At 40.0% G+C, this 12,705-nt stretch carries 16 protein-coding genes; 12 read left to right on the top strand and 4 right to left on the bottom strand.

Features of this window, described 5'->3' with window-relative positions:
• The gene (gene rnz / locus FQ085_RS06215) at nt 1-960 is read left to right on the top strand and encodes a ribonuclease Z (RefSeq protein WP_149456198.1); all 960 of its coding nucleotides are present in this window, start codon (nt 1-3) and stop codon (nt 958-960) included.
• Between the two features lie 387 nt (nt 961-1,347).
• Here rnz and namA read toward each other — a convergent pair whose 3' ends face one another.
• Both namA and proC read right to left on the bottom strand, forming a co-directional pair.
• Nucleotides 1,348-2,364, bottom strand: a complete 1,017-nt coding sequence (gene namA / locus FQ085_RS06210; protein WP_149456197.1) for an NADPH dehydrogenase NamA — start codon at nt 2,362-2,364, stop codon at nt 1,348-1,350.
• A 47-nt stretch (nt 2,365-2,411) separates the two neighbouring features.
• Complete coding sequence (gene proC / locus FQ085_RS06205) at nt 2,412-3,215, bottom strand: pyrroline-5-carboxylate reductase (RefSeq protein ID WP_149456377.1); 804 nt, start codon at nt 3,213-3,215, stop codon at nt 2,412-2,414.
• 373 nt (nt 3,216-3,588) lie between these two features.
• Here proC and FQ085_RS06200 point away from each other — a divergent pair, with 373 nt between their 5' ends.
• From FQ085_RS06200 to FQ085_RS06170, 7 genes are all read left to right on the top strand, one after another.
• Nucleotides 3,589-4,536 carry an MBL fold metallo-hydrolase gene (locus FQ085_RS06200; RefSeq protein ID WP_058385475.1) on the top strand — a complete coding sequence of 316 codons (948 nt, stop codon included), beginning with the start codon at nt 3,589-3,591 and terminating at the stop codon, nt 4,534-4,536.
• A 92-nt stretch (nt 4,537-4,628) separates the two neighbouring features.
• The gene (locus FQ085_RS06195; RefSeq protein WP_058386911.1) at nt 4,629-5,189 is read left to right on the top strand and encodes a DUF3221 domain-containing protein; all 561 of its coding nucleotides are present in this window, start codon (nt 4,629-4,631) and stop codon (nt 5,187-5,189) included.
• A 135-nt stretch (nt 5,190-5,324) separates the two neighbouring features.
• Nucleotides 5,325-6,557, top strand: a complete 1,233-nt coding sequence (locus tag FQ085_RS06190) for an argininosuccinate synthase (protein ID WP_149456196.1) — start codon at nt 5,325-5,327, stop codon at nt 6,555-6,557.
• Nucleotides 6,554-7,927, top strand: a complete 1,374-nt coding sequence (gene argH, locus FQ085_RS06185; protein WP_149456195.1) for an argininosuccinate lyase — start codon at nt 6,554-6,556, stop codon at nt 7,925-7,927. Before FQ085_RS06190 ends, argH begins: the two co-directional genes overlap by 4 nt.
• Nucleotides 7,928-8,478: 551 nt before the next feature.
• Nucleotides 8,479-9,189: a cytochrome c biogenesis CcdA family protein gene (locus FQ085_RS06180; protein WP_149456194.1), complete on the top strand. Its 711-nt coding sequence runs from the start codon at nt 8,479-8,481 to the stop codon at nt 9,187-9,189.
• Nucleotides 9,190-9,213: 24 nt separating this feature from the next.
• On the top strand, nt 9,214-9,537 hold the full coding sequence (locus tag FQ085_RS06175; RefSeq protein ID WP_058385471.1) for a thioredoxin family protein: 324 nt from the start codon (nt 9,214-9,216) through the stop codon (nt 9,535-9,537).
• Nucleotides 9,530-10,030 (top strand): CcdC family protein, encoded by a 501-nt coding sequence (locus FQ085_RS06170; RefSeq protein WP_149456193.1) that lies wholly within the window; start codon nt 9,530-9,532, stop codon nt 10,028-10,030. Before FQ085_RS06175 ends, FQ085_RS06170 begins: the two co-directional genes overlap by 8 nt.
• Before the next feature lie 14 nt (nt 10,031-10,044).
• Here FQ085_RS06170 and FQ085_RS06165 read toward each other — a convergent pair whose 3' ends face one another.
• Nucleotides 10,045-10,479: a DUF2621 domain-containing protein gene (locus tag FQ085_RS06165; protein ID WP_058385469.1), complete on the bottom strand. Its 435-nt coding sequence runs from the start codon at nt 10,477-10,479 to the stop codon at nt 10,045-10,047.
• A gap of 119 nt (nt 10,480-10,598) precedes the next feature.
• Here FQ085_RS06165 and FQ085_RS06160 point away from each other — a divergent pair, with 119 nt between their 5' ends.
• The 4 genes from FQ085_RS06160 (at nt 10,599) to FQ085_RS06145 (ending at nt 11,903) form a co-directional block, all read left to right on the top strand.
• Entirely contained in the window at nt 10,599-10,817 is a 219-nt protein-coding gene (locus FQ085_RS06160; protein WP_058385468.1) for a DUF1659 domain-containing protein, read from the top strand.
• A gap of 21 nt (nt 10,818-10,838) precedes the next feature.
• Complete coding sequence (locus FQ085_RS06155) at nt 10,839-11,054, top strand: DUF2922 domain-containing protein (RefSeq protein WP_058385467.1); 216 nt, start codon at nt 10,839-10,841, stop codon at nt 11,052-11,054.
• A 62-nt stretch (nt 11,055-11,116) separates the two neighbouring features.
• Nucleotides 11,117-11,245 carry a YvrJ family protein gene (locus FQ085_RS06150; RefSeq protein WP_078080368.1) on the top strand — a complete coding sequence of 43 codons (129 nt, stop codon included), beginning with the start codon at nt 11,117-11,119 and terminating at the stop codon, nt 11,243-11,245.
• Between the two features lie 94 nt (nt 11,246-11,339).
• On the top strand, nt 11,340-11,903 hold the full coding sequence (locus tag FQ085_RS06145; RefSeq protein WP_058385466.1) for an SCO family protein: 564 nt from the start codon (nt 11,340-11,342) through the stop codon (nt 11,901-11,903).
• Between the two features lie 283 nt (nt 11,904-12,186).
• Here FQ085_RS06145 and mscL read toward each other — a convergent pair whose 3' ends face one another.
• Nucleotides 12,187-12,576, bottom strand: a complete 390-nt coding sequence (gene mscL / locus FQ085_RS06140; RefSeq protein WP_058385465.1) for a large conductance mechanosensitive channel protein MscL — start codon at nt 12,574-12,576, stop codon at nt 12,187-12,189.
• Nucleotides 12,577-12,705: the final 129 nt, after the last annotated feature.

Below are 12,705 nucleotides of genomic sequence, written 5' to 3'. Positions count from 1 at the left end.
ATGCAATTATTATTTCTTGGTACCGGTGCTGGAATGCCTTCTAAACAACGTAATACTTCTGCATTAGTACTAAAATTGCTGGAAGAAAGGGGAACTGTTTGGTTATTTGACTGCGGAGAAGCGACGCAGCACCAAATTCTCCATACAACCATTAAGCCGCGCAAAATCGAAAAAATTTTTATTACTCATATGCATGGAGATCATATTTTCGGCTTGCCTGGCCTTCTCGGGTCTCGTTCATTCCAAGGCGGAGATGAACCACTTGAAATTTATGGTCCCTCGGGAATTAAAGAATACATTGAAATGACGTTAAAATTGAGTCGTACGCATTTAACTTACTCGGTTGTTTATCATGAATTAGTAGAAGGTTTGTTATTTGAGGATGAGCTAATGACAGTAGAAACCCGGCTGCTATATCATGTTATTCCGTCCTATGGTTTTAGAATTACCCAAAAACCATTACCGCCAAAGTTACTTATTAACAAAGCACTAGCTCTTGGTGTTCCAAAAGGTCCGTTACTAGCGAAGTTAAAAAATGGGGAAGATGTGGAAACCCTTACTGGTCAATTAGTCCGTAGTCAAGATGTAACTGAGCCAGAAGAGCGAGGATTTGTTGTTGCAATTCTGGGAGATACGCGGTTTTGTCACGCTGCTGTCGAGTTGAGTCAAGGGGCTGATGTTTTAGTGCATGAGGCAACCTTTGATGGCACTGCTAAAAAGATGGCTGGCGAATATGGCCATTCAACCGTATATGATGCTGCTAAAACAGCTCGTTTAGCTGGTGCTACTGCATTAATCATAAATCATATTAGTGCACGTTTTTTACCGGAAGACGACAAATTTTTGTTGAAACAAATGAGGGAAATACAGCCACATGGATTTATTGCTCACGATTTTTTAGAGTTGGAATGGCTACAGCACGCTAAAAAAATTAGGAAAAAACAGCCAAGTCATTCCTAGGGGATGGCTTTTTTTGGTTAATAATAAAATTATTTTTGGGAATAATAGAACATACGTTCTTTTTGTGTTAAAATAAAGTTACAGTTGTATGAGGGCGGTTTGGCCATTCCCGTTGAAAGGGGGTGGTATCATGACCATCACAGAATCATTCGGTCTCGTTTTTGCGAGTATCGGATTAACGATCAGCGCATTAACACTTGTCGTTTCCATGATTTTGGTCATTAACAAAAAAAAATAACCGTCCCATGTGGCGTGGAATGACGGTTATTTTTAAGCCTATATTCCAGCCAACCGCTCTCGTGGCGGCATACAGCTGGCCGAATGCGAAAGCATTCGGTTTTTTACGTTATCTTAAGTATACTAAATCTTAAGTATTTTGCAACCGCCTTATACCCAACCACGTTCATACGGCACTGGAGCGGTGATTTCCGCTTTAAGTTCTTTAGCAGCAGTATATGCCCAATAAGGGTCGCGAAGCAGCTCGCGTGCCAGGAAGATCATATCTGCACGCTCATTTTGGAGAATCTCTTCTGCTTGCAACGGACTAGTGATCAAGCCAACTGCACCAGTCGCAATTGGTGTGAGCTTTTTGATGGTTTCTGCAAATGGTACTTGGTAGCCAGGGAATACCGATATGCGGGCTGGTACCACAGCACCAGAACTAACATCGATTAAATCGACGCCTTGCTGTTTCATCCATTGCGACATTTCTACATATTGCTCTGGTGTCATGCCCCCATCACTGTAATCGTGCGCAGAAATTCGAACGAATAGCGGGCCGTTCCATACTTCATTGACAACATCTATGACTTGTTTCAAAAGACGATAACGGTTTTCAGCGTTACCACCGTATAAGTCGCTCCGTTTATTGGTTAAAGGAGACAAGAATTGGTTGATTAAGTATCCATGTGCTGCATGAATTTCGATGACATCGAATCCGGCTTTTTTCGCGCGGATCGCTCCGTTTTTAAACGCTTCAATTGTTTCTTCAATGTCTCTTAAAGACATTTCTTTGGGTGTTTGATAGCTGTCATCAAAAGCAATAGCACTTGCAGAATAGATAATGCCGTCAACTGTTGCTTTTCTACCAGCGTGTGCCAATTGAATGCCAGTTTTGGCACCGTTTTGTTTCATCAACCGGACAACTTCTGCTTGTCCATCAATCTGGTGATCATTCCAAATGCCAAGATCTCTTGATGAAATGCGACCTTGTGGTTGAACTGCTGTTGCTTCTGTAATAATGAGACCGACGCCTCCGACTGCACGACTTGGATAATGAACGCGGTGCCAGTCTGTTATTTTGCCATCTTCTTGATCACTTTGGTACATACACATCGGTGCCATAACGATACGATTTTTAAAAACAGTTTCTTTGATTGTAAATGATTCAAATAGCTTTGCCATGGAATGCCCTCCTCATATAGATACAACTACAAATTATACAGCAGCATTTATTTAAATTCTTTTCCAAGCGCTTGAGATCGTTGGGAAGCTTTCGTGACACATTGTCCGACAATGTCTTTAAAGTTATTTTCTGCCAGTGAGTTTAGACCCGCTACAGTTGTGCCGTTTGGACTGGTTACTTTTATTCGCAACTCAGCAAAATCTTCTTGTTGCAGCATTTCAGCAGCACCTGCAAAAGTTTGGCGTACTAGTTTTTTTGCATCGGCATGGGACAATCCATTCTCAATAGCCGCTTCAGTCATTGCTTCAGCAAAATAATAAATATAAGCTGGTCCACTTCCTGCAACTCCAGTAACGGCATGCAATTGTTCTTCTTCAACGACTGTGACACCGCCAATCGACGACAGTAGATCTCGTAATTCATGTTGCTGTTCCAGAGAAACGTGTTTGCTCCATGCGACGCCGGTCGCCGATTTCCCGATTTTCGCAGAAGTATTCGGCATTGCACGTGCGACTGGAAAATCCCCGACATGTTTTTGAATCGTTGCAATTGAAACGCCTGCTGCGACAGACAAGATAACTGTGTTACCCGTCAATTTTTCTTTAATTCCACTGAGTGCTGCTTCTACATCTTTCGGTTTCATCGCAAGTAAGACGAAATTGGCATCTTGTAATTCTGTTTGTTCCTCGCAAACGATATTCACACCATATTCGTCACTTAGAAATTCAAGTCGGTCCTGATCTGATCGGTTCATCACCGAAATTTCTTCTGGTTTCATAATTCGCTTATTGATCCAGCCATGAATCATGGATTCGGCCATGGATCCGGCTCCAACACAGACAATTTTCATTTGTATCACTCTCTTTCCTCATAATAAAAAGCGCATTCGTCCCTGTTTATACAAGGACGAAAACGCTTTGTTTCCGCGGTACCACCTAAGTTTGCCATCAAGACACCACTCGATATCCATAACGCGGACAGACGGCCGTGTTTTCACGGCAGCTCAAAAGCAGGTTCTACAAAGGAGAGGGGGCGTGCATTTCAGCTAAAGCAACACTCTCTTGACACCTTCACTTTGTGTACTATTCTTTATCTTCGCTCACATATGTTAATAAATTATAGAGGATAGCTTGACTCTTTGTCAAATAGCGTAAAGAAGTGACGATTTCAAATTTTCCATGTATGATAGATGAATAGTCATTCATTTAGAGGAGATGGTTAATTTGACTTTACATAAGATTATTATTCCGACACCGTTTGCTGTAGGAGATGTTAATTCTTACTTGATACAAGGTGACATGCTAACTTTGATCGATGCCGGACCTAAAACTCCCGAAGCTTGGCTCGCTTTAAAAGCGGGACTTAAAGAATTTGGTGCAGAACCAAAAGATGTGGACCAAGTTGTACTAACGCATCATCACCCGGATCATTCCGGGTGGGTAGATGGCTTTGAGAACGCGAAATTATACGGACATCCTTATAACGATCCTTGGCTTCGCCGTGACCAAGATTTTTTTGATTACCATGACGCGTTTTACTTGGAAAGATTAAAGGAAGAAGGAGTTCCAGGCGATTTGCATTTTTGGGTTAAAAAAATGAAACGGCCCTTAAATTTAATGGGCAATCGTCCACTAGATATGTTCATTAATGAAGGAGATACGCTACCAGGACACACTGAGTGGCAAGTTCTTGAAACACTCGGACATGCACAGAGCCACTTATCATTTTGGAATGCACAGACGCGTGAAATGATTGGAGGCGATCATGTGATCGCGACCGTATCTTCCAATCCATTAATAGAACCACCACTAGATCCTGCACTCGGCCGCCCGAAATCGTTGCTTCAATATAATGCTTCGCTCAGACGCTTACTAAAAATGCCGATTGATGTGATTTACAGTGGTCATGGTGAAGAAGTACGCAATGTCAACGAATTGATTACTTCTCGTTTAACAAAGCAACATCAACGTGCCATGAAAACGCTTGGCATTATTGGGAAAGGTCAGTGCACGGTTTATGAACTGACAAAAGAACTGTTTGCTCATGCTTACGAAAAAGAATTGGGACTTACCTTATCGGAAACCATTGGCCAAATTGACTACTTGTTAGAAGACGGTTCCATCGTAGAGCAGTTGAGTAAAGATGGCATTTTCTATTACAGTAAAGTATAGCTCGACCGATAATTGCAACTATTCCGTATAACAGGTAAAATTAATTGAACAGTGTAGACATCACGAATTTACAGGAAAAGGAATGGGTAGCTTTGAAAAAATGGAGTTTATTTTTAGCTAGTATCCTGCTACTTGCAGCATGCTCAAATGAAGAAACTGAACCGGCTAAAACAAAAGAAAAAGACGAGCCGGAGATGGCAGTCGAACAAAAAAGTATGACAGAAGAAGGATTTATCACTCAAGTCGATGGAGAAAGCATCCTTGTCAATAATATCTATTTCAGCATTCCTGAAGATGTTAACGTTCAGTTAAGTGATGGCGCCAAAACGACTGAAGGTGTAATCCGTGATATTCGTACAGGGATGAAAGTTAGCATGGACTATCAAGGTCCGCTTGCAGAGTCTTTTCCTATGCAAGGAGAGGCGGAAACCATTACGATTCTAACGGACGAGGATTCTGTCAAACAATCAGAAGCACTTGAAGCATTTATCAATGGTGAGCAATTGCCAAAATTGATTATGATGGGGCAACCAATTGTTCGCGACAACGAAATCGGATTTTTGTTCAGCAATATGGAGGCAGGAAAAATGTCTGAAGTGCGTATCGATCTTGATACGCATGAATATACTATAAGTGGAGAACTAAATGAGTAATCAAAAAAAGTAGCTGCGGCTGCTTTTTTTTTTTTGAAAATTTCTGCTCGTATGTGTTGCACTTACTAAATATCCATGATATTATGTGTATATTCATATAATAAGTTGCATAAAAATACATTGGAGGTTTTCATATTGACTAAAAAAATTGTACTCGCATACTCAGGTGGATTAGATACATCGGTGGCCATCCCGTGGCTCAAAGAAGAAGGCTACGACGTTGTCGCTGTGTGCCTGGATATCGGGGAAGGAAAAGATTTGGATTTTATTAAACAAAAAGCGCTTCAAGTGGGAGCGGTTGAAAGTTATATGATTGATGCAAGAGACGAATTTGCAGATGAATATGCATTAATCTCGTTGCAAGCTCATACATTGTATGAAGGGAAATATCCATTGGTGTCTGCCTTGTCTCGTCCACTGATTTCAAAAAAATTAGTTGAAATTGCAGAAGCAACTGGATCAACTGCAGTAGCACATGGGTGTACGGGCAAAGGCAATGATCAAGTACGTTTTGAAGTTTCGATCAAGTCGTTAAACCCAAATCTTGAAGTTGTAGCACCAGTTAGACAATGGGGATGGTCACGTGATGAAGAAATCGCTTATGCAAAACTGCATAATATTCCAATCCCAGTGAATTTGGATAGCCCATTTTCAATCGATCAAAATCTATGGGGACGTGCCAACGAATGTGGCGTATTGGAAAACCCATGGACTACTCCACCAGAAGAAGCTTATGACATTACAAATTCTCTTGAAACAACACCAGATACAGCGGATATTGTTGAAATCGAATTTGTTAACGGAGTTCCAACTCAATTAAACGGTATTTCGTACTCATTTTCTAAATTGATCTTAGAACTAAATGAGATTGCTGGGAAACATGGTGTCGGTAGAATTGACCATATTGAAAACCGTTTAGTCGGGATCAAATCTCGTGAGGTATATGAAGCTCCTGCAGCGATGACATTAATCGCAGCGCATAAAGAGTTGGAAGATATTACGTTGGTGAAAGAAATGGCTCATTTCAAACCAGTAATCGAGAAAAAATTGACTGAATTAATTTATGAAGGTTTGTGGTTCTCTCCGTTACGTGTTGCACTTGAAGCATTTTTAAAAGAAACGCAAGTTTACGTCAACGGAACAGTCCGTGTGAAATTGTTTAAAGGCCATGCAATTATTGAAGGACGTAAGTCAGCAAATTCACTTTACAATGAACAATTAGCGACGTATTCGACAGATGATACATTTAACCACGCGTCTGCAGTTGGCTTTATTGAGTTATGGGGTCTTCCGACAGTTGTGAACTCTATGGTCAACAAAAAAGAAGTGGCAGTTCCTGAAGACTTAAAAGAGAAGGTGAAAGCATGACCAAACTGTGGGGCGGCCGTTTTCAAAAATCGGCCGAACAGTGGGTCGATGAATTTGGTGCTTCCATTGCTTATGACCAAAAGTTGGTCATGGAAGATTTGGAAGGCAGCACGGCGCATGTAAAAATGCTGTCTGCTTGCGAAATTCTTTCTAAAGAAGATGCAGAGCTTATTTTGTCTGGTCTTGCGACACTTAAACAAAAAGCGCAAGACGGGGATTTGGAGTTTAGCGTATCAAATGAAGACATCCACTTAAACTTAGAAAAACAGCTGATCGATGAAATAGGTCCAATTGGCGGTAAATTACATACAGCCAGAAGTCGGAACGACCAAGTAGCGACCGATATGCATTTGTATTTAAAAAATCGTGTGGGAGAAATAATTGAAGCTGTTACGGCTTTCCAAGACGCAATTGTTACACAATCAGAAGCGCATGTAGAAACGATTGTCCCAGGATATACACATCTTCAACGTGCACAACCAATTTCTTTTGGTCATCACTTGATGACGTATTTTTGGATGTTACAGCGCGATAAAGAGCGATTAACGGAATCGTTAAAACGCATCGATATTTCACCGCTTGGAGCGGGAGCGATGTCCGGTACAACGTTCCCAATTGACCGCGAAATGTCAGCAAAACTGCTAGGATTTTCAACTGTTTATCAAAATAGTTTAGACGCTGTCAGTGACCGTGACTTTATTTTGGAATTTCTTAGCAATTCGTCGATGTTGATGATGCACATGTCGCGTTTTGCGGAAGAAATTATTCTATGGTCGAGTGAGGAATTTCGTTTTATCGAGTTAGATGATACGTTCTCTACAGGATCAAGTATTATGCCACAGAAGAAAAATCCCGATATGGCAGAATTAATACGTGGAAAAACGGGACGTGTTTACGGCAATTTATTTGGCTTGCTGACGACATTGAAAGGCCTGCCACTGGCTTATAACAAAGACTTGCAAGAAGACAAAGAAGGTATGTTTGATACGGTCCATACCTTACTGGGTTCTTTGCCGATTTTTGAAGGCATGATCCGGACCATGACAGTGCGTACAGAATCTATGGAAAAAGCGGTACACACGGATTTTTCGAATGCTACCGAATTGGCGGACTATCTTGCTGCTAAAGGGATGCCGTTTAGAGAAGCGCATGACGTGACCGGGAAACTCGTTTTCACTTGCATCCAGCGTGGATATTTCTTAAAAGATTTGCCACTTGCTGACCTTCAACAAGCAAGTTCGCTAATCGATGAAGACATTTACCATACCTTAAAGCCGAGAACTGCAGTCGAGAGAAGAAACTCACTGGGAGGCACAGGTTTTGAACAAGTACATCATCAATTGGGACTTGCCAAGCAACTCATCGGGTAAACAGTCCATTCCCTATAGAGCCGCTAGCGATTGGTACTCGCTGTCGGTCCATAGAAGTCGATTTCCTCTTCCCCTTGGAAAATCGGCTTCTATTTTTTTGCAATACGCGTATTTTGGGAATTAGGCGGGTTTTTTAAAGAACGGAAAAAACAATATGCTCTAGGAATATTTTTATTGAAGATTGTCGCATTCCTCGGTGTGTTGCCTCCGCGCATTATTAGTTGGGTAGTAATGAAGAAACTCTAACACCCGAATATTTGGTGTGACCAAAATACTTCATAAAGTAGCTGTATTTTTACTTACTATGTAGTAAATTACATAAGTATAATAGCAAAAAATCAAAAACGCTAACAACAAAAAAGTCAAAATTACTTGCGAATAGGACGAAAGCTTGCTTGCTTTTCTTAGAAGCAAGCAAGTAGCGAGTAATCCCGTGAAAAAAATAGAGCATTGTAACAGATTATTTGTCCACAAAGATTTCACAGGTGCTAGAGCAGTGTTTCATCTTTAAATTTGGTAAGATGAGAAGAACACAGGAAGGAGAATTACTAGTGGCATCTGATATTAATTTATTTTTGGCTTTTGGTGCTGGCTTTTTAAGTTTTATTTCGCCATGTACGCTGCCTTTGTATCCCGCATTTTTATCCTATATAACGGGTATGACGATGGATGAAATAAAGAACGATAAAAAAGTTATGCAACGACGAGGGATGTATCATACTCTATTTTTCTTACTAGGATTTTCAACAATATTCATTGCACTCGGTTTCAGTACATCGTTTTTCTATGAATGGTTTGTCCTTTATGATGACTTGATCCGTCAAATAGGTGCTATCTTTATTGTTCTATTTGGGTTGATGATTGTTGGTGTCTTTTCACCGAAATTCCTTATGCAAGATCGCAAGTTTTCGTTTAAGAATCGTCCGTCTGGATTTTTAGGAACATTCGTTATCGGGTTAGCGTTTGCTGCCGGATGGACACCGTGTACGGGGCCTATCACTGCAGCTATTTATGCTCTTGCTGCCACTAATCCAGGATCTGGTGTTTGGTATATGTTGGCGTATGTGCTTGGCTTTGCTATTCCGTTTTTCGTCTTGTCGTTCTTTGTCGCCCGCATGGGTTGGTTACGTAAGCATAACCAAAAAATCATGAAAATTGGTGGCTATGTTATGATTGGTGTGGGTGTACTATTGTTTTTCGATGGTATGACGTATCTAATTCGTATTCTAAGTCCAATTTTCGGTGATTTCCAAGGGTTTTAAATTGACGTTAGGCAGGTGGAAATGATGGAAACCATTACAAAGATAGAAGAATATCAATCTAAAATTAGTGAAGAACAGTCATTTTTACTTTTTGTTAAAACAGACAATTGCTCAGTTTGTGAAGGTTTACGTCCTCAAGTTGAAGATTTTGAAGATGATTATAAAACGCCTTTCTATTTGGTCAATGCTGCCGAAATGCCAGAATTGGCAGGACAGCTGATGCTTTTTACAGCACCTGTCGTTTTATTGTTCCGACAAGGAAAAGAAATAAACCGTTTTGCACGATTTGTGCCAATCGATGAGTTACGTCACCGATTAGATGAGTTGGAGGAGAGTTTAAATGTTTGATCAAATCCCTGCCGAAGTGTATTTGATCGTTTCAACGGTCGGTGCTTTTGCGATGGGTTTGCTGGCAATGTTTATCCGTACAAAATCGGCAAAAAAACCGGCGACGGTCAAGAAAATCATTTTGCCGCCATTTTTTATGTCAACCGGTGCATTGATGTTCGTCTTTCCGTTTTTTCGCGTTCCGCCCATGCAGATTCTCGAGGCGCTAGCAGTAGGCATTCTTTTTTCAACTGTCTTAATATGGACTTCCCGATTTGAAGTCCGTGATGGAGATATTTACTTGAAAAAGTCAAAAGCCTTTGTCTTTATCTTGTTCGGGCTATTGCTAGTACGAGTTATTGGGAAAGTCGTTTTGAGTTCGAGTATAGACATTGGCGAACTAGCAGGCATGTTCTGGATTTTGGCCTTTGGTATGCTTTGGCCATGGCGTATTTCAATGTTGTGGCAATACAAAAAAATTGCAGCAAAAAACAAAAGCGCTATTCCCACTTAAGGGAGTAGCGCTTTTTACTGTTCAAAATATTGTTCGTACGGACTTACATCAATTTTAAGTTCTGCTAGTTTTTTTCGCAGAAATTTATGATCTCGCTTTGGGGTTGCTAGGATATACCCACGGATAATATGCTCGAGTTTCATCTTTTTAGCTTTTTCTTCAAGTAAAACCTGACCGATTCTACCGGCAATTTTCTGTTTTGCTACCGGACGAAATAAATCAGGAACCGGCTGAACCAGCTCATTCAACATTGCCTTTTCTTCGTCGCCCCATAAATGAATCGTTTTATCAACGTAGTATTCTTCCCAGTTCAAATCTGAAAGGCCGTCTTCTTTCGGCATAGACTTCAGAAACTTTCTGAACATGAAATATCCACCAATGGCAAAAAGTCCTACCAGTACGAATACCCAAAATAGGATAAACCACAAAAACCAGCCATTCAGTTCCATATTGTTTCACCTCATTTTTCCATTACTTCTATTATAGAAGGATTTAGAAAGAAATTCATCAAAAATGTATCTCTTTTTTCTATCTGTGTCTATATAGCGAATGAAAGGAGGTGAAGAACATGGCCTTTAGTGATTTTAAGAACGCTAGCATTCGTTTTACCTACGATAATGGGTTGGATGTTAACGGCAAAGTAAAGAGAAAGTTTAAATCGTACCACAATGTCAAAGAAGCAGCAGCTGCAGATGGAATCTTTGAAACAGCCGCTGTCTTAACGAATTTTGGAACGAAGACATTGATGGATGTTGAAAAACAATCCGCAATGACAATCTATCAGTAATTATTTTGAGGAGGAGTACAGATGGCAAAAACATTGGAATTGATTTTCACAACTGCTGCAGGAAAAGACGTGACATTGACCGTAGATGAGCCGCGTGCGAATGTGACAGATGCGGAATTGCTGACAGGTATGCAAGCAATCATCACACAAAACGTCTTTGAAGTCGAAGGTTCTTCTTTCACTTCGATAAAAGGTGCACGAGTCATCGAACGAAATGTATTAGAATACGAAGTATAATCACGAAGCTCTCCTAATTTGGGAGAGCTTTTTTTATCAGATGAATGAGGAGGTAAAAGCTTATGGCTGAGTGGATGCAATGGGTTCAAGAACTTGGTTTCCCTATTTTTGTATCTTTTTATTTGATGCACCGTGTGGAAGCAAAATTAGTCGCCATTCACGATGCACTCATCACATTAAAGCTGTCTTGATTTCACAAAATCGTGACAATGGCGGTTTAACATGTATTGTGCTGTTTCTATACTTTCGCTATGATGAAAGAGATGAAAGAGTGGAGGCAATTTTATGCGACTTATTTCTTTTTTAGCATTAGTAAGTTTGGTGCTGCTATTATCAGCATGTGGTAGTTCTACAATTGAAGATTTTTCTTATACAGATCAACGTGGAGATTCAGTGAGCTTAGAAGATTTAAAAGGAACGCCTTGGCTAGCGACTTTTGTTTTTACAAATTGTACGACGGTTTGTCCACCGATGACCTTCAATTTAAGCGATATTCAACAACAACTGGCTGCATCGGGTTTGGAAGATTATAAAATTGTAGCATTTAGCGTTGATCCGGTCGTGGATACACCTGAAACGCTGCAAAACTATTTGGCTCAGTATTCGGTTCCAGATGAATCGAAATGGCATTTGCTAACAGGCTATACCCAACTGGAAATCACTGATTTTGCAAAAAATAACTTTAGTTCATTTGTCCGAAATGACCCTGAGAGTGATCAGGTCATACACGGTACTAATTTTTATCTAGTGGACCAAAAAGGGGTTGTCGTCAATAACTACGACGGCTTTGAAGATGTACCCGTTGAAGATATTAAAAAAGACTTAGGTAAATTAATCGAAGAAAATTAAAGCTTTAAAACACACCAATTCTTGAAGAATTCTGGATACTCAGGACTTTAGAGAAGGTGTGTTTTTTGTTAAAAATAATAAAGTTAAATTAAAATTTTGTTATTTAGCTTGTTTTGTCGTTGGTTATACGGTGAGATTTAGTCGTGCTGAAAATAAGTGGACTTACTTAAAAAAATCCTTTTGAAGCATCGATTAACATAAAAGGGGTGCTCATTCACAAACGAACGGGCACCCCTTTTGTGTTCTGAATCTAGTGTTTGTGACTTTATAGATCAAGGCTTAATCAAAGTTCCTTTTTTTCTTTACCTAATAAATCTCTAATTTCTAAAAGGATTTCCTGGGTTTTGTCCAACACTTCCGGTTCTTCCTCAGCAGGTACATCTTTCTTGCGTTTCATTTTTGTAAAGAGACGGATCACCATAAAGATAGAGAAAGCAATAATGAAAAAGTCAATAATCGATTGGATAAATAAACCGTAATTTAAAACAACATCGTTAAATGTATAACTCCAATTTTCAACGCTTATTCCGCCTACTAATATGCCAACTACTGGCATAATGATGTCTTCAACTAAAGAAGAAACGACTTTCCCAAAAGCAGCTCCAATAACCACCGCTACAGCAAGGTCGAGAACATTTCCTTTCAAAGCAAATTTCTTGAAATCTTCCCACATAAGTTTCACCTCCTGTTCTTAATGAATAATTCTATCAGAAGTATTCTGAAAATTAAAGTTTGTTTCAGCTTTTATATAAGCAGTCTATTGACGAGAAAAGGCATTGCAACAGCAGATATGCTACACTAA

It is taken from the genome of Planococcus sp. ANT_H30, from assembly GCF_008369335.1.
GTDB classification, from domain to species: domain Bacteria; phylum Bacillota; class Bacilli; order Bacillales_A; family Planococcaceae; genus Planococcus; species Planococcus kocurii.
Note: the sequence above shows the minus strand (reverse complement) of the source record. Positions and strands in the feature narration are given on the sequence as shown.

Excerpts from the sequence above, each read along its gene's own strand:
- rnz (WP_149456198.1), top strand. The coding sequence starts at position 1 with ATGCAATTATTATTTCTTGGTACCGGTGCTGGAATGCCTTCTAAACAA.
- namA (WP_149456197.1), bottom strand. The coding sequence starts at position 2,364 with ATGGCAAAGCTATTTGAATCATTTACAATCAAAGAAACTGTTTTTAAA.
- proC (WP_149456377.1), bottom strand. The coding sequence starts at position 3,215 with ATGAAAATTGTCTGTGTTGGAGCCGGATCCATGGCCGAATCCATGATT.
- argH (WP_149456195.1), top strand. The coding sequence starts at position 6,554 with ATGACCAAACTGTGGGGCGGCCGTTTTCAAAAATCGGCCGAACAGTGG.
- FQ085_RS06175 (WP_058385471.1), top strand. The coding sequence starts at position 9,214 with ATGGAAACCATTACAAAGATAGAAGAATATCAATCTAAAATTAGTGAA.
- FQ085_RS06170 (WP_149456193.1), top strand. The coding sequence starts at position 9,530 with ATGTTTGATCAAATCCCTGCCGAAGTGTATTTGATCGTTTCAACGGTC.
- FQ085_RS06165 (WP_058385469.1), bottom strand. The coding sequence starts at position 10,479 with ATGGAACTGAATGGCTGGTTTTTGTGGTTTATCCTATTTTGGGTATTC.
- FQ085_RS06160 (WP_058385468.1), top strand. The coding sequence starts at position 10,599 with ATGGCCTTTAGTGATTTTAAGAACGCTAGCATTCGTTTTACCTACGAT.
- FQ085_RS06155 (WP_058385467.1), top strand. The coding sequence starts at position 10,839 with ATGGCAAAAACATTGGAATTGATTTTCACAACTGCTGCAGGAAAAGAC.
- FQ085_RS06150 (WP_078080368.1), top strand. The coding sequence starts at position 11,117 with ATGGCTGAGTGGATGCAATGGGTTCAAGAACTTGGTTTCCCTATTTTT.
- FQ085_RS06145 (WP_058385466.1), top strand. The coding sequence starts at position 11,340 with ATGCGACTTATTTCTTTTTTAGCATTAGTAAGTTTGGTGCTGCTATTA.
- mscL (WP_058385465.1), bottom strand. The coding sequence starts at position 12,576 with ATGTGGGAAGATTTCAAGAAATTTGCTTTGAAAGGAAATGTTCTCGAC.